This window comes from Ekhidna sp. (genome assembly GCF_963691765.1).
Lineage (GTDB): Bacteria > Bacteroidota > Bacteroidia > Cytophagales > Cyclobacteriaceae > Ekhidna.
The window spans coordinates 555,674-578,155 of the sequence record NZ_OY829375.1 but is presented as its reverse complement, the minus strand read 5'-3'; the positions used below and the strand labels follow the sequence as shown (position 1 = coordinate 578,155).

Sequence of the window (22,482 nt, the reverse complement as noted above, 5' to 3'; positions counted from 1 at the left end):
TTATTATCAAATTGATAAAAATGAAGGCTTAATGTTATTTATATAAATTGATTCACTCAGCTTTTTATTAATTTCATTCACTTATGGAAAATCAAAAGTTCTTCAAGAAAATCATGGTAGCAAACCGAGGTGAAATTGCCATTCGGGTATTAAGAGCTATCTCTGAATTACACATACAATCGGTTGCAGTATATACACATGAAGATCGCTATTCCCTTCATAGATATAAAGCAGATGAAGCCTATCAAATTGGTGCCAATGATGATCCATTAAAGCCGTATTTAGATATTGAAGAAATCATTGCTGTAGCGAAAGAAAATGATGTCGAAGCAATACATCCAGGTTACGGTTTTCTTTCAGAGAATGTAACATTCGCTACACGATGTAGAGAGGAGGGAATCACGTTTATTGGTCCTCAGCCTGAAGTAATGGCTCAGCTAGGCGATAAGGTAATGGCTAAAAAAGTAGCTCGTGCGGCAAGCGTACCTGTAATAGAAGATAATCAGGAAGTACTAGATAGTGAAGAAATTGCAAAGAAGGAGGCTCAACGAATTACGTATCCTGTAATTATTAAAGCTTCAGCCGGTGGTGGGGGACGCGGAATGCGGGTAGTTCGGGATGAAAAAGAACTTATAAAATCTTACAATGAAGCAAAATCTGAGGCTGGTAAAGCCTTTGGTGATGATACCATCTTCTTAGAGAAGTATGTAGAGAGTCCAAAGCATATAGAAGTACAGATTCTAGCGGATAATCACGGAAATATTGTTCATCTCCATGAGCGTGATTGTTCTGTGCAGCGCAGGTTTCAGAAAGTGGTGGAAGTAGCACCAAGCTTCGGTCTAAAGGATGAGACCAGAGAAAAACTGTATGAGTATGCACTTAGCATTGCTAAGCAAGTAAATTATAATAATGCGGGTACGGTAGAATTTCTGGTGGATCCAGATGAAAACATCTACTTCATTGAAGTAAATCCGCGTGTGCAGGTAGAGCATACGATCACTGAAGAGGTAACAGGGATTGATATAGTTAGAACTCAAATATTAATTGCTGCTGGTTGCCAACTAGAGCATCCTCAGATTTACATTAAAAGTCAAGACGATATTGTCACAAAAGGCTATGCTATCCAGTGTAGAGTAACGACAGAGGATCCTGAAAATGGATTTAAACCAGATTATGGAACAATCATAGCCTATAGAAGTGCTGGTGGCTTTGGTATTCGTCTTGATGCAGGAAATGTTTACAATGGAGTTAAAATATCTCCATTTTTCGATTCACTTCTCGTGAAAGTTACCGCCAAGGGTAGAACGTTAAAAGGAGCAGCGCAAAGGCTTCATCGAGCATTAAGAGAATTTAGGATTAGAGGTGTAAAGACGAATATTGGATTCCTCGAAAATGTAATTTATTCTCCCGATTTTTTTGAAGGCAGAGCTACTGTAGGATTCATTGATAATCATCCAGAGGTATTTAAAATTCAAAAGAGTTTCGATAGAGGCACAAAAACGCTCACTTATATCGGTGAAGTTTCTGTTAATGGCAATCCCGATGTAAAGTCATACGATCCAAATCGGAAATTCAGGGTTCCTCAGCCGCCATCATTAGTTAAGCAAGGTGAGATACCAAAAGGATCGAAAGATCTTTTAAAGGAATTGGGTCGTGAAAAATTTGTTAAGAGTCTAAAAGATGAATCGAAAATTCATTTTACAGACACTACTTTTAGAGACGCCCATCAATCTTTGTTGGCAACCAGATTTAGGACAGAGGATATGCTAAAAGTTGCAAGAAGTTATGCGCAGCAAAATCCTGAAGTTTTCTCTTTGGAAATGTGGGGAGGAGCGACCTTTGATGTAAGTATGCGTTTCCTGAAAGAAAGCCCGTGGAAGCGACTTCAACTTCTCAGGGAAGCGGTGCCTAACATTCTTTTTCAAATGCTATTGAGAGGTTCCAATGCTGTTGGCTATACAGCATATCCAGATAATCTCATTGAAAAATTCATCGAGAAGTCAGCTGAGAATGGCATGGATATTTTTAGGATTTTCGATTCGCTGAATTGGGTTGAGAATATGAAAGTAAGTATTCGAGCTGTCCGTGAAAGAACCGAATCGCTTGCAGAGGCATGTATTTGTTATACTGGAGAAATTAAAGATGACGCTCAGAAGAAATATACACTCCAATATTACTTGGACATGGCAAGGCAGTTGGAGGATGAGGGTGCGCATTTGCTAGCTATTAAGGATATGGCTGGCCTATTAAAGCCATACAGTGCGGTGACTCTAATTTCAGAACTTAAGAAAGCAGTAGACCTGCCAATTCACCTTCATACGCATGATACCAGCTCGATTCAATCAGCAATGTATTTGAAGGCCATAGAGGCCGGTGTTGATATTGTCGATGTGTCACTTGCATCGATGTCCGGATTAACGTCTCAACCAAATTTTAATTCTTTGGTAGCTTCTCTTGAACATCATGAGAGAGGCAGGGAAATGAACCTGGATTCATTAAATGCGCATTCCACATATTTTGAAGACATTAGAGAATATTATTATCCATTTGAATCCGGTTTGAAAGCAGGTACTGCGGAAGTATATGATCATGAAATCCCAGGTGGACAATATTCGAATTTAAGGCCGCAGGCAATCGCTTTAGGCCTTGAACACAAATTCGAGACCATCAAGAAAAACTACGCAATTGTCAACGATCTCTTTGGTGATATTGTAAAAGTGACACCATCCTCAAAGGTGGTTGGCGATATGGCAATGTTTATGACTGCCAATGATTTATCAGCAGAAGACATTTTTGAGAAGGGAGAATCGCTTTCATTTCCAGAGTCTGTAATAGGATTCTTTAAAGGTGATTTGGGTCAACCTCATGGAGGATTTCCAACAGAGATAAGTAAGCTCATTTTAAAGAATCAAAAGCCGCATGTTGGTAGAGCTAATGATAATATGGATCCGGTAGACTTTGATAAAGAGTTTGCTGAGTTTCAAAAAGAATTCCCGTTAAGAGATTTTGAAGATTTTCTATCGTACAAGCTTTATCCTAAAGTTTTCAAGGAATACCACGATCATATTGAGCAATACGATGAGGTTAGCCATCTTCCAACACCAGTCTTTTTCTATGGAATGAAGCAAGGTGATGAAATAATGGTGGAGATTGGTAAAGGGAAAAACATCATCATTGAACTAGTTGGATTAACAGAACCTGATGATCTCGGTTATCGAATAGCTGCTTTCCGTCTAAATGGTCAAATTCGTAGAATTTCAATAAGAGATAAGAGTATTGCAGTTCAGCAAAAAACCAATCGTAAGGCAGAAGGTGATTCTGAAATTGGATCACCACTTCAAGGAAAGATTGCTGAAGTCAAAGTGAAGGAGGGAGATAAGGTTAATAAAGACGATGTGCTATTTGTAATTGAAGCAATGAAGATGGAAACCACAGTTTCTTCTTCGGTAGAAGGTACTGTAAGTAAGATCCATCTTAAAGCTGGTGAGCTAGTTGAACAGGATGATTTGGTGATAGAATTTAAGTAGTAGAGTACTACAGCTTTTCAAATATTGACATGCTATTAAGGATAATATGAGCGATTATCAATGGCCATAAATTACGTCCAGACAATACATATACTATTCCAAAACCAAGACCAATGAGTCCTGTTGTAATGGAGCGCTCAGAAAAGTCGTAGCTGTGTCTAAAGCCGAAAATCGCAGCTTGCATAAGCACAGCAAATATTGTAGCAACAGGTTTATATCCTATTAGCGCTTCTAGTCTATTTAAGGAAAAGCCTCTATCCTGCAATTCCTCGAGAAAAGACTCAACCCAGACTGCAGTAACTATGAAAAGTATCATTGCTATTGACTTTTCAGCCTTGCTCGCATTTACTGATGCAGCAGTCTCGCCATGACTAGGGACTAAGTCTGCAATGAATATTTGAAAGACCATTATCAATAGAATGGTGCTTGTTAGGGTAACAGCAATTATCACCAAAAATCTACCAATGTTATTAGGCTTAGTTAGCCCTATATCTTTCCATGATTGTTTTCTAACGTAAAGTAGAAGGGTAGCTATTCCAACTGTTGATAGAGATTTAAATAATGCATTCCCCCAGAAACCAAGGCTATCAAAATACACTTCTCTCACAAGAAACATTGTTGAAAGAAATATGGTTAGGTCTATAAATGCGCTTATGGACTTTTTTGTCATTTAGTATTAAATAAGTGTTAGACTTCTAGTTCGGACTTCAGGTTACATCTGTTACTTTTCCTATTCACGTGCGTACTCCAACAAATCACCAGGTTGACATTCAAGAGCCTCGCATAGAGCTTCGAGTGTTGAAAAGCGCATGGCTTTGGCTTTTCCTGTTTTTAGTATGGAAAGATTAGCTTCAGTAATACCCAATTGATTCGCTAGGTCCTTGGAGCGAATCTTTCGCTTGGCCATCATGACATCTAGATTTACGATAATAGCCATAGTCTAAATAGTTAATTTGTTGTCTTCCATCAACTTATTGCCTTCAGAGAATATCTCAGCGAGCACAAAGCATATCAAGGCCCATACGATGTACATCAAATAGAAACCGACGCTCAATGAAAGATCTCCATCAATGATTCTGATCGTGGGAATTGCTAGTAAAAACCATGCAATAAACAGCTTACCCATTTTTTGAAAAGACGTCACATTATCCTTTCTAAATGTTTCTAAACTGTCTATTGATCCGAGAATTTTGAGAACCGTTTGAAGAATGAGGTAAATGACAACAGTGACAGTAAGTGCACGAATACAAGTGAAATAAAAGAGAAAGTTGCTGTATTCACTCAAAGGCATTCCCTGGGCGTTGGGTTTTGTGGTGAATTTAAATATGCTTCCGTCATTTAAAACTCGAATGTTCTCAAAGAAACTCACATCAATATTCCAAAGGATTAAGAGCAATATGATAATACCTGCCAACAGAATAACTCCAAGAAGGAGCAATCGAGTTATCAGCTTTGCTAGATGTATATATTTGTTTTTCATAGATAAGTAATTTATGCAATTATATAATAAATTATTGAAAAACAATAATTAATTATCATTAATTAAATATCTGTATGAAAATATTTGGAAACAATAGTTCTATAGCTTCTACCAATAGGCAGTCTTTTGCCAGGGACTTCAATCCAGTTGTATTTGATCGTATTTATATGGGAGGTGTTTACAATAAATGACTTATGAATTCGCAAAAAACCTTCCTCCTTGAGCAAATCTTCAATCTTGCGGAGAGAATGAAGCGTGATGATTTGCTGTTCACCTGTATGCCAATTCACATATTCTTTGAGGCCTTCGACGAAAAGAATGTCTGTTTTCTTTATTCGATGAATAGTTTTTCCATCTTTTAATGTCAATATTCCATTGCTTCCAGGATTCTCAGCAATATCCATCTCTAGCTCCGAAGAATTGCGCTTGCTTACAACCAACTGAAAAATTGTGCTTACTAAAAGTGCAATTGAATAAGGTGCTGAACCGGATAAAATCCTCCAGAAGCCAGTTGGCCACCAAGATTCGCTACCGCCAATTTTTCTAATCTCAGGAAAGAAAAGCGAGAAAGAAAAATCGATCGTTTGAAATGAAATGGCAAAAATGAGATATACCAAGATTACGATAAAAACTGCATAGTTGATTAGGTGGATTGGTTTGTCCCACTTTATTCGAGATAGTACACTCCAGTTGACGTAAACAACAATGGCCTGTAGAGAAACAATAGCAATATTCTTAATTAGGTAAAAATGCAAGTCACGACCCCAGCTAAAGAGTAATGATTCTACGAACCATATTATTAGCCATACCATAAGATGCTTCAGAAAACGTTTTTTCGCCGGATTCATCAATACCTAAAATACAATTGATTCATCATTAATTGGCATAATGACCGTATGTCGTTGGTTGAATTATATGGTTGTTGGTTGAAATAACTTTTGTTTCATGGAGTCAACTGTCAGTTTTAATAAGAAAAACATGAAAAGAACATTCATATTTCTAATGACTCTGACTATCACTTCACTTTTGTACGGTCAGAATTCTGATTTAGCGAATCAATATCAAATAATCTATGAAGCAGATAAAGATGGTAATCGAATTAGTGGAAGCCTTGAACAGCTTTTAGAGTTAGTAAATAATGGCAACCCAGTTCGGGTAGGATGGGAACTTGTGAGTAAATGGCCTGGATCTAAAAATGCTGATACTGTTACTGTAATGAAACATTGGACTGATGGTGGTTTTGTCACCACCCAACGCGGACATGTTTTCGCGCAGATTCGTGGAATTTTCGGTCAAGGATTTGCTCACATTGATTCGCCAGCTGGAATAATTCTAAGTACTGATCAGCCGAATTCATGGGTAGCAGTAATTGGGACAAATGGGACACTAATTTCAAAGTTTAAAAAACAAGATTGGATGGAAGGGTTGACAAAAGAGCAACTGAAAGAAATGGAAAAAATGAATGTCAAGACAATGTGGGCTGTGATGGTTAAATAACCTATTGGCTATTGGGTTAGTAGGCGTAACTTCGTTTTGTGAATCCAATTGACATACTAAACCAATACTGGGGTTACAATTCTTTTCGTCCGATGCAAGAGGATATTATCCGATCTGTGCTAGATGGGAATGACACGCTTGCTTTGCTTCCTACCGGCGGAGGAAAGTCAATTTGCTTTCAGGTTCCAGCTGTTGCATTGGAAGGTATTTGTATTGTCATTTCTCCATTGATTTCACTCATGAGAGATCAGGTAGATCAGTTGCAAAGGCGTGGAATTAAAGCAGCAGCAGTCTACTCTGGAATGAGCAAAAGAGAAATTGATATTACGCTGGACAATTGTATCTATGGCGGATTTAAATTTCTCTACGTCTCGCCAGAAAGACTGAAAACGGAAATCTTCATTGAGCGGGCTAAGCAGATGAATATCAACTTGCTAGCTATTGATGAAGCACATTGTATTTCTCAGTGGGGTTACGATTTTAGGCCACCATACCTTGAAATAGCTGCGTTTAAAAATGAACTAGGTATTGAGCGAGTGATGGCCTTAACAGCTACTGCTACTAAGGAAGTGAAAGAAGATATTGCGAAGAAGTTGGAGATGAAAGACGTTCAGGTCTTTCAGAAAAGCTTTGCCAGAGCCAACCTTTCATATTCTGCATTCAAGATTGAAAATAAACAAGGGAAGCTGCTTGAGATCCTCGGTAATGTTCCAGGTACTTCAGTCATATATGTAAGAAGTCGTAAGCGAACGAGGGAAGTGGCAGAATTTCTTCGTAGAAATAACATTTCCGCCGATTATTATCATGCCGGACTTTCTGGAAAAGACAGAGCTGATAAACAATCCGCCTGGATTAACAGTCAAATCCGAGTCATGGTAGCTACCAATGCTTTTGGAATGGGAATAGACAAGTCGGATGTAAGAACGGTTATTCATTTGGATTTGCCAGACTCATTGGAAGCGTATTATCAGGAGGCTGGGCGCGCGGGTCGAGATGAAAAAAAAGCATATGCAGTATCGCTCTATCATCCGCAAGATGTTGACGAGCTAAAGGAGCGTGCGGATAGATCGATCGTGACATTAGAAGAAATTAAGCGGACCTATCAAGCGCTTGCTAATTACTTTAAGATGGCAATAGGTAGTCATGCATTTTCAAGTTTTCCTTTCAATTATGAACAATTTGTGAATACTTATAACCTCCCGATAGTTGAAACATATGCTGCTTTAAAGAAGCTTAGCGATGAAGGACTTATTCAGATGACGGAGGGATTTTATGAGCAATCAAAAATTACGTTTTTGCTGGATAAAGGCGAGACTTACAAATTTCAAATCGCCAATCCTAAATTAGATTCTTTGATAAAGACGCTACTAAGACTTTATGGTGGAGAGGTGTTTGCTGGGTATGCGAAAATCAAAGAAAAAGACATTGGCTCATTGCTTAAAAGTGATAAAGTCCAGGTAAGGCAATGGTTGAAATTTTTGAACGACAATGAAGTCATTGATTATCAGCCCGCTTTGGATTCTGCTACAATCACATTTCTTACACCTCGCCTCGATTCCGAAAAACTTCCTATCGATAATAAACAAATAGAGTGGAGAAAGAAACTGGCAAAAGAAAAAGCGGAGGCAGTAATTCAATATATGGGTACAGATGGCTGTCGCACACAGGTATTTCAAAAGTACTTTGACGAAGAAACAACACTGACGTGTGGCATTTGCGATAATGATCTCGAACGAAAGAAACTTCTTAAATCAAGTGAAATACCAGTAGACCAAGTAGTAGAGGTACTTGAAGCGCCACGCAATATTTCAGAGTTAAGAGCCTTGATGTCTGACTATACAGAAGATCAGATCATGGAAGCGCTACGTATCTTGATTGAAGATCAAAAAGTTGTTGAGAATGAAACGAAATTTTCTCTCACTTAATCCTCTAGTGCGGCAACTCCTGGCAATACTTTCCCTTCCATATACTCAAGTAACGCTCCACCGCCAGTAGATACATAAGATACTTTGTCACCATACCCGAGATTGTTTACTGCTGCTGCGGAATCACCACCACCAATTAAAGAGAACCCGCCATTTTCAGTACTTTTTACAACAGCCTGAGCGATGGTATTTGTACCTTCTGCGAAATTGCTCATTTCGAAAACACCCATAGGGCCGTTCCAAAGAACCGTTTTGGACTTCTCAATTATTTCAGAAAATACTACTCTAGACTCAGCTCCTACATCGAGCCCCATCCAGCCATCAGGTATTGCATAGTTGTCTGATGTTTGTGTATTCGCATCGTTATTAAAATCATCTGCAACAATGGAATCCTTAGGTAACTGGAGATCAACACCTTTTTCTTTGGCCTTACTTATCAATTCTTTAGCAAGCTCAAGTTTATCCTCTTCTACAAGTGAGTTTCCAATTTGACCGCCCATTGCTTTGAAGAATGTATAGCTCATCCCACCTCCAATAATCAAATGATCGACTTTATCCAATAGCTGCTCAATAATCATAATTTTATCAGAGATCTTAGCTCCACCCATGATTGCTGTGAAAGGCTTTTCTGCTTTTTCCAACACCTTTTGTGCGTTTTCCAACTCAGCTTGCATGACATTACCACAGCACTTTTCATCAAAGAATCTAGCAACTACAGTAGTAGATGCATGTGCCCTGTGTGCTGTTCCAAACGCATCATTTACGTAGATATCACCATGAGAAGCTAACTCTTTTGCGAATGCTTCATCACCGGCAGTCTCCTCCTTGTAAAAGCGAACATTGTCAAGAAGAAGAACTTCGCCATCTCCTAGTTGACGAGACAGTTCTTTCGCAGATTCACCAATACAATCTCCACCAAACTTGACTTCAACTCCCAGTTTGTTGCTGAGGTTCTTTATAATATGACGCAACGAAAACTTATCCTCCGGACCACTTTTTGGACGCCCAAGATGAGACATGAGGATGCATGCACCACCATCATTCAAAATCTTCTTTAATGTTGGAATCGCAGCATTAATTCTGGTTTCATCAGTGACTTCTAGGTCTGCATTTAACGGGACATTGAAATCAACTCTTATCAGGGCTTTCTTTCCTTTGAAATTATAATCTTGGATGGTTTTCATACTCGTGTCTAATTAAGAACCGCAAACATAAGAAGGCTTGATGTAAATTGAAGATTTTGAACAAAGACATCATCAACCAGTTCATATCTAAATTTGTTTTATGAATCGAATTATTCCGATCCTATCACTGAGCGTAGTGCTCATAGTAAATTTTCTAGCCAATTTTCTACCCATGGGAGGGAGAACTACCGGAGAAGTTTCCGCATCCTACCCATCATTATTTACTCCAGCAGGCTTTACGTTTTCTATTTGGGGATTGATATACTCGTTCCTGATCATATATGCGATATATCAGATTTTGCCGAAAAATAAGTATCGAACGAATTTTGATAGAATCAATCGTCATTTTGTTTTAAACTGTGCTGCAAATGCCTTTTGGATAGTTTGTTGGCATTATGAGCTTATCACCTTCTCCTTAGTTCTAATGGCAGTTATATTGACTTCCTTAATTGGAATCTATCGGCACATTCTACCTGGAAAACTGCAGGGCTTTAGAGATCACCTTTTTGTTAAGATTCCTTTTAGCTTATACCTAGGCTGGATTACCGTGGCCACTCTTGCCAACATCAGCGTTGAGCAAACAGTCATAGGAATGGAAAATTGGATAATGACAAAAACAGTTTGGGTATTCGTTGAGCTGGCACTGGCCGGTGCTGTAGGTACTGTGATGATCATTCGATATCGTGATCCTATTTTCGGGGGTGTTGTTGCTTGGGCAACTTATGGCATCACGGAAAAACAGGTAGACACGCCAGAAGTCGCAGGAGCCGCCGCTGCCGTGATGATTCTCCTACTAGTAATATTAATCATCGAAGGGATTCGAAGTGTCTTTATGAGGTAGCTATTTTGTTCGCTCAATGGTAAACTGAACGAGGTCTTCTAAGGAAGTTCTAAAATTTGATTCTGGAAGTGTCTTAAGTATGTCCTTAGCTTGTTGATGATAGTCTTCCATTACTGAAATTGCATAATCAATCCCTCCAGAAGCTTTAACAAATTTTATCACCTCATTTACCATTTTTGGCTTTTTACTAGCTAGTTTGACCTGCTTTTTAACCCTTCTTTTTTCCGACCTTGAAGCATTATTGAGTGCATATATTAGAGGAAGGGTAAGCTTCTTTTCTTTGATATCAATACCCCGGGGCTTTCCAATTTCGAAAGTTCCATAGTCGAAAAGATCATCTTTAATTTGAAAGGCCATCCCAACAGCGCGTCCAAATTCGCCCATCTTTTGAATGGTCTCTTCATCTGCCCCTCCGGCACAAGCTCCAACTTTACAACATGACTTAATGAGGCTGGCTGTTTTTTGGTAAATCACCTTGTAGTAGACTTCCTCAGTGATATCGAGTGTTTTGGATTTTGCTATTTGCAACAATTCTCCTTCACTCATTTCCTTTACAGGCTCTGTTGTAATCTTGAGAAGATCAATATCATTATGTTCCATTGAAAGCAACATTCCTCGTGCTAACAAAAAATCCCCAACTAGAACAGCAATTTTATTTTTCCATAATGCATTAATCGAGAAAAACCCACGTCGAGTATTTGAATCGTCAACTATGTCATCGTGTACTAAAGTAGCTGTATGGAGAAGCTCGATTAGGGAAGCTCCTCTGTATGTAGCTTCAGTGATCTTGCCCGTGGCACCAGCACTAAGAAAAACAAACAATGGACGCATCTGCTTGCCTTTTCGGCGAACGATGTATCCGGTTATTTTATCTAGTAGCATCACCTTACTTTTCATGGATTGTCGAAATTTCTTTTCGAACTCCTCCATTTCAAGGGCTACTGGTGCTTGGATGTCTTTTAATTTCAGTGTCATTCCGGATGCAATTATACAGATGTTAACACTTAGAATTATCTTTCCGCCAATTTCTAAAACAGGTAAATGCGCAGAAAGAAAGTAAGGTATTCGGAAATTATTCCAAATAAGAGCGATTGGCCGATAGTAAAACTCTCCAAAGGGCGAAAGGAATTTATTGACGAAGTGACCAGTGAGACGTACGATCACCTAATTGATTCTAAGAATGGCTCACTAAGAGAAGAGATAGAGATGACCATCCATAGGGAGAAGCTTCGTATGAAAGCAAACCCTTGGAGAGTGGATCCTCCTGATGAAAAAGTTTATTGGAAAAATATTCAATCACGCCTATTGGACATCAATCCAGATGACCGAAGCCAAGCCAAAGACTTAGAGAAGGAACTTCTGGTAGAGATAATCAATCGCTATTCACAAGAAATTGCTGGTAATTTCAAAAAATCAGCCTATCGATTTGCACAAAGCTTCATCACTTTCGGATTTGCTCGACTTCTAAATGCGGCTAGAGTTAAAGGCTTATTATCATTATTTAGTCGCCAGCTAGATTTAGATGATAAAGTCCACGTAATTGGCGAAACTGAACATATTAGAACACTCGCGAAAAAAGGAACTGTCGTAATGGTTCCTACCCACTTTAGTAATCTGGATTCCATTTTAATAGGTTGGGCTATTCATCATTTAGGGTTGCCACCATTTATCTATGGTGCGGGATTGAATCTATTCAATATCAAGATATTAGCCTACTTCATGAATAGTCTGGGTGCTTATAAAGTTGATAGAAGAAAAAAGAACCCAATATACCTGGAGACTTTAAAGACGTATTCCAGAAATGCCATTAAGAAAGGGTGTCATTCACTGTTTTTTCCAGGAGGGACACGTTCCAGATCGGGACAGCTAGAGACTTCCTTGCGGATGGGTTTGCTAGGTACAGCCATAGAGGCGCAGAGAGAACTTTACCTTAATGCAAAGGAGGGTGAGGAGGTACGTAAGGTGTTTATTGTTCCTGTAGTTATCAACTACCATTTTACTTTGGAGGCTCCTTCACTTATTCGCGATCATTTGAAAAGAACAGGGCGCGAAAGATATTATGTGGAGGCTGATGAGTTTTCAACATCGTACAAGCTCGGAACTTTCATGTTCAAATTTTTCACCAAGGGATCTGATATCTCAGTAAATATTGGTCGAGGCACAGATATACTTGGTAATTATGTTGATAGTGATGGGAATAGCTTTGATAAGAATGGGAACCCGATCAACGTAAAGGACTACTTCCTTAGAGATAAAAAAATCACATTCGACGCGCAACGTGAAAAAGAATATGTGAGAGTCCTTTCAAAACGTATCATTGAAGAATACCATAAGTACAATCGGGTCTTCGCTAGCCACCTTGTAGCTTTTACAGCCTTTAAGATGCTTGAGCGAAAAAATCCTAAATTGGACTTATATAATGTGCTACGACTTCCAGATGAAGATCTAGTACTTGACTATGAGGAGTTTAAGGAAAAATTCAAAAAAGTACGTAACCGCCTAGATAAGATTCACAAGAAGGGAGAGGTTGATATGGCCGATCATATGAAAGAACGTGCAACAAATGCGATCGAACATGGTTTGCAAAATGTAGGTCTTTATCATGATCAGCGACCATTAATAAAGAAAGGCAACAAAATAATTGTCCAGGATACGAACACATTATTTTATTATCATAACCGAATGAATGGCTATGGACTCGAAAAGTATATCTGATGAGGTAGTTGGAGTAATTGGAGCTGGAAGCTTTGGTACTGCCATAGCCAATATCCTCGCGGAGAATAACTCGAAAGTCATTCTTTATATAAGAGATCCAGAAAAGACCAAACGCATTGCAAAAGAACGTATTAGCTCTGGACAAAAACTTCATGAAAATATTGAAGTAACAAACAAACTTGAAGAAGTCCCTCAAAAGTGTGAAGTAATTTTTCCTATGGTGCCTTCAGCCAATTTCAGGGAAATGATCATCAAGTTAGCGCCTCATTTACGTCCTTATCACGTCTTGATCCATGGTACAAAAGGATTTGACCTATTTGTCCCTAACAAACAGAAAATTAATTCCAACAATCCGCTAACACGAGAGCATGTCAAGACCATTTCGGAGGTTATTAAGGAAGAAACCTCAGTACTAAGAGTCGGATGTTTGGCAGGACCAAATCTTGCAAGAGAGTTGGATCAAAGAAAACCAGCAGCTACGGTGGTTGCCTCTCACTTCGATGAAGTTGTTAAAATGGGGCAAAGTCTATTGAAAAATGACCGGTTCATGATCTATGGAAGTAGAGACTTGATAGGCATTGAGCTTTGCGGTGTATTAAAAAATATCATTGCTGTTGGCGCCGGTACCATAGCTGGAATGGACTTAGGAGAAAATGCTAAATCTCTATTTATCAGCCGAGGCCTTGTTGAAATGGTATATATAGGAAAAGCATTAGGAGGAAATGCTCAGGCGTTTCTTGGATTGGCTGGAGTAGGAGACTTAATAGCAACGTGTACCTCTAATCTTAGTAGAAATTTCACTGTAGGCTATCGTTTGGCTAAAGGAGAAACTCTTGATGAGATTATAGAATCAATGGATGAGGTAGCTGAAGGAGTTAAGACCATCAATATTGTGAAGCAGCTTGCTGATTCCTATAAAGTGAGATGCCCGATCACAGAAACCTTACATAGAATCATCCATGATCAAATGACGATACAGGAGGCGCATGGATATCTTATGAATTTCCCATTTAGAGCGGAGATCGACTTCTTTGATCCTATTGAGGAGGATTAACCTTCCAGCGCTCGCACTCGCTCCTTTAATGGAGGGTGAGAATAATGAACAAATACAAATGCAGGATGTGGAGTCAAGTTTGATAAATGATCAGAACTCATCTTTTTTAATCCAGTGATCAAAGGAGTGGCATCATATGTTTCCTTAGCATAAGCATCTGCTTCGAATTCATTCTTACGAGACATGATGTTTCCAATAATTCCTAAAGCAATAGATATTGGAGAATACAAAATTCCGAATGCAAGGAGGTTGAGATGCAAAGCAGATGTTTGACCGCCCATTGCCCAACTTAACTCTGCGTTGTAAGCCATTTTAGAAAATAAGAATAACATGAAACCCATTAGCCCAATGCTAAATATGGTGGAGAAAATGATATGCTTCTTTTTATAATGGCCAACTTCATGTGCAAAAACCGCCGTTAATTCCTGAATAGAATGTTTCTCAACCAGCGTGTCAAAAAGCACTACTTTCTTTCTTTTACCCAGTCCACTGAAAAAAGCATTGCCTTTGCTTGATCTCTTAGACCCATCCATGATGAATATATTCTTCAATGGAAATTTAACCTTATCGCAGTAGGCTTGAATCGATGACTTAAGTTCTCCTTCTTCTAAAGGCTTGAGCTTGTTGAAGAGAGGAAGGATTAGAGACGTGTAAAATAGATTGGCAAAAAGCACAAATGCAGTCATTACCGCCCAGAAGTAATACCAAAAATCACTTCCAATTGCATTTACGAAGTAAATAAGGACAGCTAACAATAGTCCTCCTATAATGGCAGTTAAAATATATCCTTTGATTTTATCAAGGATATAGGTTTTCACTGTCATTTTGTTGAAACCATATTTAGCTTCAATCACGAAATTTCTGAAAATCGAAAAAGGTGTATTGATAACATCAGATATCACATATAAAATACCGAAGAAAATCAATGGAGAAACGAGGCTGAAAGGCGAAAACGTTCGAATCCAATGGTCGAGAGCCCCAAACCACCCATTGTATATCGCTAAGACTAAAAGCACAAAACTAAACGTAGCTGAGAAGTTGCCAAACCTTGATACCTCTTCATTGTAAGCCTGAGATTTAGCATACTTTTCCTGATTATATGTGCCTTCAAGTTCTTGAGGAATGGGCTTCTTAGCACTTTTTCTATTCAGGAAGCTTAGAATTCTCTCAAGTGCAAAATCAAAAGTAATGATCACCAGTAAAATGGTGAAAATGGTTTCTTCAGTCATGATACAAAATTAGTAGACTAGAAAATAAATGGAATAGGGCATCTGAGCCTTCTTACATGAGCTGCAGGCTTTAATGGATCTCCAAGACTGAATGAATACGCAATGCTAATTTCATGAGCCCCGCCTGTTCCAATTCCTAAATCAGAAAGTGTGTAATCAAAACTGTAACCGAATGTAGCTCTGTTAGTCTGCATGCCTAGCATAAATATGAGGGATTCATTGTTGACCACACCGTCTGTATTTTTAATTGGAAGGCCTCTATACCATAATCCCACCAAGATTGGATCAATAGTGAAATAGGCACCAAGATCTAATTGATCCAGATCTCCTTGCGTTCTATAGTTGAAGCTCGGTGTAATACTTCGCTCACCAATTCCAGTCTTAGTTGTACCTGGATTCAATGGAATTCTATAACCGCCATGTATCGAAACCCTTCTTGGTAATGGCGCTTCTGCTCCAGAAAGGCTCTGATTAGGTTCTAAGACATGATGCATGGATGCACCTATCCATAGATTAGGATTATAAAGCAATCCGCCAAAAGAAAGATCAAAGAATCGAGCATTTAAACCTGAATTAAACACTTCATTGGTAGGATTGCCCGTATTCCCTGTAGCGTTGAGCTGATCACCAAAAATTAATTTGTCAAAGTTTAAATCTTGAAAAGTATATGCCATCTCGACACCTGGTCGAAAGGTCCACTTGTAGTTTATCTGAAGTTGATAAGCATACTGAAGTCCAATTGTAGTGGATTTTAGTCCTGCCGATCCGGCCTTATCCGTTGTGAAAATTATCCCTGCACTACTTTGATAGTCTTCAAAGTGATAATCGAAATATGCAGAAAACGTTTCAAAATTCGCATCTAAATTGGGCCATTGCGTACGGTAGTTAATGCCCATTCTACCTTTTTGATTGATGCCAACCAAAGCAGGGTTTAGGTACAGTGGCGCAGCATAATACTGCGAAAACTGAGGGTCTTGCGCTTGCAAGGTGTTTTCTTGAAGTAGGGTAGTAATAACTACAATGAAGAAAAATGCCTTCCTAATCATGCAAATGTTAAATTCGAAATCGTTGAGCAAATTATACAATTAATACAAATCAACTTAAGTTTTGTTGACATACACAAGTAATGTAACGATGAGTATGACGTTGAAATTTTAAGATGTTGGGTATAGAAAGCAAATATTGAGACATCGTGAAGCAAGAGTTAGTACATTATCAGCGATTAAGACTCGAAATTTTCGGGTTAACCGTATTTTTACAAAGTGTTGTGTATGAATAAGGACATTTTTATGAATCATATCCCCTATGCTTCTGTAGCAGGCAGGTTGTTATCCCTTGTCCTGTTCTTTCTGATGTCTACTTCTTTATGGTCTCAGAATGTTACTGAAACCAGATGGTACTTTGGAAACTCTTCAGAAAATCTTGTTTTCGATAGGAATGGGCGAGACGTGTCTTTGCAGACAGATCAAGCTACTCCTTTTGGTGCATCTGGAGCGGTAACCATTACCGATCAATTCACTGGTAATCTTCTTTTTTATACTGATGGAATAAACGTTTACGATGCTTCTCATACCATTTTACCTAATGGTGCTGGGTTGGCTGGCATTTCTTCGATAAATGTCCCAGTTGTAACATGCCCTGTCACAGACAATGCAGGTCAGTACTACCTATTTACAAATTCTGGTTCTGGGGGAGTTAATGAAATACTTTACACCATTCTGGATGCAACCATAGCTGGTAATGGTACAGCACAATTTCCTTATGGTGATGTAGTCACAGGAATGATGGATGTGTCAACAGGACTTACAAACCCAGCTGAAGGTATGATCATAGTGCCAGCAGGGGATGGAGAGCTTTTCTGGCTTATCTCTCAAGATCGAACCACATTTGAAATTCAGGTTACTCAAATAGATGCAGGAGGTGTTGGAGCCACAACTAATTATGATTTTACCGGAGGAACAACGCCAGGATTTGAAGCTGCACATTTTGCTTTCAATGCTGACTCAGCCCAGCTTGTAATGGCGCCAAGACTCAGCAATAGAAATATCTGGCTAATGGATTTCGATGCATTAAGTGGAACATTGGCCCTGGATACGACACTGATAGGAACAGGCTTTAGTGATGATCAAGGCGAATCAGTATTTGATGTTGAATGGTCTGGTGATGGCTCAAAACTATATTTATCAAGATTTGGAAGTAGTGGTACCACAGGGCAGCTTTATCAGATAGACTTCAATGACACCACTTTGGCAGTAAATCCAATTTTGCCAACTGAAATATTTAGAAGCTTTGGATTGAAAAGAGCACCAGATAATAGGATTTACCATTTGTATCAAGAGACTAATGGGGCCGATTTTAACCTTGGAAGGATAAATCAAGCAGATAGTATTGCTGATTCTGTTCAATACCAGGCGATAGTCTTCCCTGAAAATTTTGATTCCCGTCAGTTTCCAGAATTTACCCCTGGTTACAATTTCACATTTGACACATTGAATTTCACATGGATAGACAGCTGTTTAACTAATGACACTAAGTTTTTTCCTGTCGTTGAGCCAGTGCCAAACAACTTAATCTGGGACTTTGGAGATGGTGGAGGTTCTAACAACTGGATTCCAAATTATGAATACCAAATGGAAGGTGGCTACACTGTAAGTCTTACTGCTGAAGTCAACGGCATAACGCAAACAATAAGTCAACCAGTAGAAATCCTTGCGAATAACCTGATGGTCAATCTCGGAAATGATACAACTATCTGCGTTGATGAAATTCTGACCTTGGATGCGGGTGATGGCAATTCTTATGTTTGGAATACTGGCGAAAGCACACAAACCATTGAAATTGATACTGCCGGTACATATTGGGTGGAAGTTACGAGTGCGTCAGGATGTACAGGTTTCGATGATATTGAAGTAACAGAATATGGCGTTGCAAATCAAACATCAAACCAATGGTACTTTGGCGAACAGGCAGGAATCGAGTTTACCAACGGACCAATTGCGATTTTAGATGGCAATAACCAAGACGCACCAGAAGGATGTGCCACCATATCTGATGTGAATGGTGATTTATTATTCTATACAAATGGAGTTACCGTTTGGAATAGGGAGCATGATGAAATGATCAATGGTGATTTAATAGGGGGAGAAACAGCTTCAGCCCAAAACTCGCTAATCATGCCATATGGTGATGATCAAACAATGTTTTACATATTCACTACTGAACAGGTCTACGGAGATGATGAATATGCGCTTAGGTATTCCATTGTAGATATGAAAGAAGATACCTCGCGAGGTGCAGTTATTGTCAAAAATGTAATGTTGATGGATAACAGTACTGAACGGATAACAGGTTCTGGGTTTACGGGCAATGACCTTGTTTTGGCACATCAATTTGGAAACAACACTTTCCAAGCTTTTCGTACCAGTCCCGATGGATTGAGTGGAGGTATTTTCTCACCAAGTGGAGAGATACATGACTTCATGAACGAACTAAGTGCAACTGGATATATGAAAATTTCTCCCAACCTAAGTCAAGTTGCCGTAAATATTCCAGGGACTGGCGAGGTTGAAATCTTCGATTTTGATCAAGGGGAAATAACAAATCCTAGACTTATTGATACCGGTGAAACAGACTTGTATGGTCTGGAATTTTCCACTGGAACTGCGCGTCTGTATTTAACAACTTCTTCTGGAGCCTCTAAGTTGATTCAATATGATCTGGATAGTTTGAATTCAGCAGACCCGGTAGCTGATATTTCAGCAACAAAATTTGATGGATATCCACAGGGTCCAAACTACGGAGCGCTTCAGACAGGTCCAGATGGAGTGATCTACATGGCAGTGGATAATTCAGGAACTATAGGTACCATAAGCAATCCTGATGGAGATGATGCCATGTCAAGTTTTGATGCTGGTGGATTCGATCTGTCTGGTAGAACAAGTAGGTTAGGGCTGCCAAACTTCGCACAGCAACAAACTCCTCCAAGCGCAGAGCCGAGCATAACAATTGATTTAGCTTGCGCTGGTCAGCTTACTTCTTTTTCAGCTACAGGCAGAGATCCAAACAATCAAATAGAGAATTATTTATGGATTTTTGGAGATGGAAGTTCGGCCGCAGCACAAGATACGACACACTTATATGCTAATCCAGGTACATATACCGTGCAACTAGTTCTTAGTAATCGATGTGATGTTGATACTACCTTAATGCAGACAATCACCATCAACAACATTCCAGAAAGCCCAACAGTACCTGCTGACACAGCATTATGTGATCAGCCTATTGTATTAACAGCATGGCCAGTAGATAATCCTGATTTCAATTACTTCTGGAGCACGGGAGAAACGACTCGAGAAATCACTGTGGATGGCCCTGCCGTAATTGACGTTGCAATAATTAATACAGTTACTGGGTGTTCTTCAGATACATTACAAGTGCTTTTAGCTGATGCAAGGCCAACAATAGACTTAGGCCCTGATAGAATAATTTGCCAAAACGACCCATCCGTCACGCTTGATGCTTTGGTTGTCAATTCCACATACGCGTGGGCCATTGATGGGGTAGTTCTTGGAACGAATCGAACATTTGATATTGACACCACAACTGCAGGCGTTTTTGAATATACAGTTGAGGTGACAAACTCTTTTGGATGTATTGGGAGGGATACCCTTCAAGTAACTGTTCAAGAAGCACCTGATGTCACGGTATCTGCTAATACCACATCTGGATGTGGAAATGATGACGGGTCCATTGATATCACCTTCAATGTGGCAGGGAGTTATTCCTATGAAATTTCTGGACCAAGTACCGCTGGCCCATTCAACTTTGATGGACCAGGAACTGTCTCAATCCCTACCGGAGCACCTCCCGGTAATTTACCTCCCGGTAATTATAACTTAGTTGTTACAAACCTTGTGACTAGCTGTACTCATTTTGAAGTAGTGCAAGTGGAGGATCCAGGCACTTTCAATTTTGCAGTTAGCAATGTAGGCGGAAATTGTGATGGTACAGTTGACTTACAATTGAGCTCTTTGCCAGCAAACTATACCTATGAAGTTCAAGATGCTACCGGAAGTGTGGTTGCCAATGGAACAGATAATATCGACCCTTTGGTGATTTCAGGACTGAACACGGGAACCTTCTTCGTTCAAGTGACAGATAATAACGCACCAGGGTGCGTAGAAGGTGAGCAGATTATCATAACACCAGATCCAGAACCTAATTTCACTTTTGACGCCATTCAAGAAATATGCGGAAGTCAAGGGACGGTTGAGATAATGGATGGTACTGGAGGTGCAGCCACCTATACTTGGTCAGGGCCGGGAATTGTTGGAGGTTTTACCGGTACCTCAATTACCGTAAATCAGGCTGGAACATATCGAGTTACTGCCGATCAAGGAGTAGGTTTCTGTCCGCGCACTGAAGATATCGTTGTTAATTTCAATGTCAACCCAACTGTTGATGTGGTTGTCAACGGAGATGCCTGTGAAGGTCAAGTCACTCTCGTTGCTAATGTTACTGGTGGAAGCGGAACATACCTTTATAGTTGGAATGATGGAGGTGCTGCTATGCAAAGAACAGTGACTACTACTGGTGTTTACAATGTGACTGTTTCAGATCAATTGACAGGATGTGAAGTCACTTCAGGGGATGTGAGCGTTGAAATTCAACCAGAATTTACTGTTACAATGACTTTAGAGCCTGATTGTGATACTGGAAATGTATTTGCTATCGCTACTACAAACTATTTCAATCCTTCGGTAACCTATCAATGGACAGATGGAAATGGCACTGTGTTGGCTGATACAGATTCAATTTTAACAGTTTCGGAATCGGGAAGATATACGGTTGTAGCTACTAATGAAACAGGGCTGTGTACCGCTACAGATGCACTAGATATTGCAGTGGTTCCTATCAATGAAGAGGATTTATTGCTTCCTACTAGAGCCAGTTTCTGTACTGGAGATCCTGTTAATCCAACTGTTGATTTAGATCCTGGAATTTTTAATACGTATGAATGGCGATTACTTCCTGATGATGCCATTATCTCTACAGATCAAGTATTGAATGTTTCTGTTGCCGGAACCTATGAGGTAACGCTTTTCAATGGATTCACTTGTACGACAGATCGAGTAGAGGTGGTTGAGGATTGTAGACCAACAATCGTCGCCCCGAATGCATTTACACCAGATGGTAATGGGGTGAATGATCAATTTTTTGTTTATCCAAATGACTATGTGGATGAGTTTCTAATTTTGATATATACTCGCTGGGGAGAACTGGTTTACACTTCCAATGTTCAAGATTTTCAGTGGGACGGTATTTATAAAGGCTCGCTTCTTCCACAGGGAACATACACATACATAATGAAGTTTTCTAGTTCTCTAGCTCCTGATTTAGGAACTATTGAACAATACGGCGCTGTTACACTTATTAGATAATGAGCTACTTCGATTACATATACAATAAGCTTTTTGGTAAGCCAGGAAGTACGTCTACCAGAGTGCTCGTAAACGAAATTATTCAAAGGAGTCAGTCCTTTTTAGATCGATTCAATGCTTGGAAAACTTCTGACTTGTGTGCAGACTATCTTAATGATTTGTGGCAGTCTTATTTCTGGCAAAAGAAAGGGGTAGACAAGGATCCACATATTCATATTCTTGAGTCAACATATAGCAACGGTTTTGCCATAAGCTATGAAGCAAAATATGGGAAGAATCACTTTAGATATTTGTTTGATTATTTGGCAGATCAAGTGAAATTATTGGGGTATAACTCAGTGGTTAGTAGACATACCATGCAAGAAAAAGGGGATGTAGTGGAGTTGAAAGAAATGCACTATTTAAAGCCTAAGAGAGGTTTCATAGAGCCAATAGATCAGAAGTATGGAAATGTTCAAATTGAATACATTGAAGAAAATGATGAGCCTACTCGTATAAAGCTCATTGCCAACTCTTATCCGGATAGAAAATATAAAGAGGCTGAAAGTTTTGAAAACTTGGCCGAATACATATTGTCAATTAAGAAATAA

General features: G+C 39.3%; 16 protein-coding genes. 8 read left to right on the top strand and 8 right to left on the bottom strand.

The window, feature by feature from the left end; genetic code table 11:
- Positions 1-83 precede the first annotated feature (83 nt).
- A complete protein-coding gene (locus ACY650_RS02735) occupies positions 84-3,527 on the top strand; it encodes a pyruvate carboxylase (RefSeq protein WP_462251492.1) in 3,444 nt (1,147 codons plus the stop codon).
- Positions 3,528-3,534: 7 nt separating this feature from the next.
- Here ACY650_RS02735 and ACY650_RS02730 read toward each other — a convergent pair whose 3' ends face one another.
- The 4 genes from ACY650_RS02730 to ACY650_RS02715 all read right to left on the bottom strand — a co-directional run bounded on the left by ACY650_RS02730 (position 3,535) and on the right by ACY650_RS02715 (position 5,819).
- A complete protein-coding gene (locus ACY650_RS02730; protein ID WP_462251490.1) occupies positions 3,535-4,197 on the bottom strand; it encodes a CPBP family intramembrane glutamic endopeptidase in 663 nt (220 codons plus the stop codon).
- A gap of 60 nt (positions 4,198-4,257) precedes the next feature.
- The gene (locus ACY650_RS02725; RefSeq protein WP_462251488.1) at positions 4,258-4,464 is read right to left on the bottom strand and encodes a helix-turn-helix domain-containing protein; all 207 of its coding nucleotides are present in this window, start codon (positions 4,462-4,464) and stop codon (positions 4,258-4,260) included.
- A gap of 3 nt (positions 4,465-4,467) precedes the next feature.
- A complete protein-coding gene (locus ACY650_RS02720) occupies positions 4,468-5,007 on the bottom strand; it encodes a DUF2975 domain-containing protein (RefSeq protein ID WP_462251486.1) in 540 nt (179 codons plus the stop codon).
- Between the two features lie 62 nt (positions 5,008-5,069).
- Positions 5,070-5,819 (bottom strand): LytR/AlgR family response regulator transcription factor, encoded by a 750-nt coding sequence (locus ACY650_RS02715; protein WP_462251484.1) that lies wholly within the window; start codon positions 5,817-5,819, stop codon positions 5,070-5,072.
- 166 nt (positions 5,820-5,985) lie between these two features.
- Here ACY650_RS02715 and ACY650_RS02710 point away from each other — a divergent pair, with 166 nt between their 5' ends.
- Together ACY650_RS02710 and ACY650_RS02705 are read left to right on the top strand one after the other, a co-directional pair.
- Positions 5,986-6,504, top strand: a complete 519-nt coding sequence (locus tag ACY650_RS02710) for a hypothetical protein (RefSeq protein WP_462251482.1) — start codon at positions 5,986-5,988, stop codon at positions 6,502-6,504.
- A 38-nt stretch (positions 6,505-6,542) separates the two neighbouring features.
- Positions 6,543-8,429: a RecQ family ATP-dependent DNA helicase gene (locus ACY650_RS02705; RefSeq protein ID WP_462251480.1), complete on the top strand. Its 1,887-nt coding sequence runs from the start codon at positions 6,543-6,545 to the stop codon at positions 8,427-8,429.
- Here the strand turns inward: ACY650_RS02705 and ACY650_RS02700 are convergent.
- Positions 8,426-9,613, bottom strand: coding sequence for a phosphoglycerate kinase (locus ACY650_RS02700; RefSeq protein ID WP_462251478.1), 1,188 nt, complete (start codon positions 9,611-9,613; stop codon positions 8,426-8,428). The genes ACY650_RS02705 and ACY650_RS02700 overlap by 4 nt on opposite strands.
- Before the next feature lie 100 nt (positions 9,614-9,713).
- Here ACY650_RS02700 and ACY650_RS02695 point away from each other — a divergent pair, with 100 nt between their 5' ends.
- Positions 9,714-10,454, top strand: a complete 741-nt coding sequence (locus ACY650_RS02695; RefSeq protein WP_462251476.1) for a tryptophan-rich sensory protein — start codon at positions 9,714-9,716, stop codon at positions 10,452-10,454.
- Here the strand turns inward: ACY650_RS02695 and ACY650_RS02690 are convergent, their stop codons facing one another.
- Positions 10,455-11,429: a polyprenyl synthetase family protein gene (locus tag ACY650_RS02690; RefSeq protein WP_462251474.1), complete on the bottom strand. Its 975-nt coding sequence runs from the start codon at positions 11,427-11,429 to the stop codon at positions 10,455-10,457. It abuts the gene before it with no gap.
- Between the two features lie 66 nt (positions 11,430-11,495).
- On the opposite strand from ACY650_RS02690, the gene ACY650_RS02685 reads away from it, so the two are divergent.
- Positions 11,496-13,169 (top strand): 1-acyl-sn-glycerol-3-phosphate acyltransferase, encoded by a 1,674-nt coding sequence (locus ACY650_RS02685; protein WP_462251472.1) that lies wholly within the window; start codon positions 11,496-11,498, stop codon positions 13,167-13,169.
- A complete protein-coding gene (locus tag ACY650_RS02680; RefSeq protein WP_462251470.1) occupies positions 13,147-14,223 on the top strand; it encodes an NAD(P)H-dependent glycerol-3-phosphate dehydrogenase in 1,077 nt (358 codons plus the stop codon). Before ACY650_RS02685 ends, ACY650_RS02680 begins: the two co-directional genes overlap by 23 nt.
- Here the strand turns inward: ACY650_RS02680 and ACY650_RS02675 are convergent.
- The gene (locus tag ACY650_RS02675; protein ID WP_462251468.1) at positions 14,220-15,452 is read right to left on the bottom strand and encodes a M48 family metallopeptidase; all 1,233 of its coding nucleotides are present in this window, start codon (positions 15,450-15,452) and stop codon (positions 14,220-14,222) included. The two genes, ACY650_RS02680 and ACY650_RS02675, sit on opposite strands and share 4 nt — an antisense overlap.
- A 17-nt stretch (positions 15,453-15,469) precedes the next feature.
- The gene (locus tag ACY650_RS02670) at positions 15,470-16,498 is read right to left on the bottom strand and encodes a PorP/SprF family type IX secretion system membrane protein (RefSeq protein ID WP_462251466.1); all 1,029 of its coding nucleotides are present in this window, start codon (positions 16,496-16,498) and stop codon (positions 15,470-15,472) included.
- 225 nt (positions 16,499-16,723) lie between these two features.
- On the opposite strand from ACY650_RS02670, the gene ACY650_RS02665 reads away from it, so the two are divergent.
- Together ACY650_RS02665 and ACY650_RS02660 are read left to right on the top strand one after the other, a co-directional pair.
- Positions 16,724-21,892 (top strand): PKD domain-containing protein, encoded by a 5,169-nt coding sequence (locus ACY650_RS02665; RefSeq protein WP_462251464.1) that lies wholly within the window; start codon positions 16,724-16,726, stop codon positions 21,890-21,892.
- Positions 21,892-22,482 carry a hypothetical protein gene (locus tag ACY650_RS02660; protein ID WP_462251462.1) on the top strand — a complete coding sequence of 197 codons (591 nt, stop codon included), beginning with the start codon at positions 21,892-21,894 and terminating at the stop codon, positions 22,480-22,482. The genes ACY650_RS02665 and ACY650_RS02660 overlap by 1 nt, the downstream gene beginning before the upstream one ends.

Bases quoted from the DNA above. Each gene is read 5' to 3' on its own strand.
- ACY650_RS02735 (WP_462251492.1), top strand. From the start codon at position 84: ATGGAAAATCAAAAGTTCTTCAAGAAAATCATGGTAGCAAACCGAGGT.
- ACY650_RS02730 (WP_462251490.1), bottom strand. From the start codon at position 4,197: ATGACAAAAAAGTCCATAAGCGCATTTATAGACCTAACCATATTTCTT.
- ACY650_RS02725 (WP_462251488.1), bottom strand. From the start codon at position 4,464: ATGGCTATTATCGTAAATCTAGATGTCATGATGGCCAAGCGAAAGATT.
- ACY650_RS02720 (WP_462251486.1), bottom strand. From the start codon at position 5,007: ATGAAAAACAAATATATACATCTAGCAAAGCTGATAACTCGATTGCTC.
- ACY650_RS02715 (WP_462251484.1), bottom strand. From the start codon at position 5,819: ATGGTATGGCTAATAATATGGTTCGTAGAATCATTACTCTTTAGCTGG.
- ACY650_RS02710 (WP_462251482.1), top strand. From the start codon at position 5,986: ATGAAAAGAACATTCATATTTCTAATGACTCTGACTATCACTTCACTT.
- ACY650_RS02700 (WP_462251478.1), bottom strand. From the start codon at position 9,613: ATGAAAACCATCCAAGATTATAATTTCAAAGGAAAGAAAGCCCTGATA.
- ACY650_RS02695 (WP_462251476.1), top strand. From the start codon at position 9,714: ATGAATCGAATTATTCCGATCCTATCACTGAGCGTAGTGCTCATAGTA.
- ACY650_RS02690 (WP_462251474.1), bottom strand. From the start codon at position 11,429: ATGACACTGAAATTAAAAGACATCCAAGCACCAGTAGCCCTTGAAATG.
- ACY650_RS02685 (WP_462251472.1), top strand. From the start codon at position 11,496: ATGCGCAGAAAGAAAGTAAGGTATTCGGAAATTATTCCAAATAAGAGC.
- ACY650_RS02680 (WP_462251470.1), top strand. From the start codon at position 13,147: ATGGACTCGAAAAGTATATCTGATGAGGTAGTTGGAGTAATTGGAGCT.
- ACY650_RS02675 (WP_462251468.1), bottom strand. From the start codon at position 15,452: ATGACTGAAGAAACCATTTTCACCATTTTACTGGTGATCATTACTTTT.
- ACY650_RS02670 (WP_462251466.1), bottom strand. From the start codon at position 16,498: ATGATTAGGAAGGCATTTTTCTTCATTGTAGTTATTACTACCCTACTT.
- ACY650_RS02665 (WP_462251464.1), top strand. From the start codon at position 16,724: ATGAATAAGGACATTTTTATGAATCATATCCCCTATGCTTCTGTAGCA.
- ACY650_RS02660 (WP_462251462.1), top strand. From the start codon at position 21,892: ATGAGCTACTTCGATTACATATACAATAAGCTTTTTGGTAAGCCAGGA.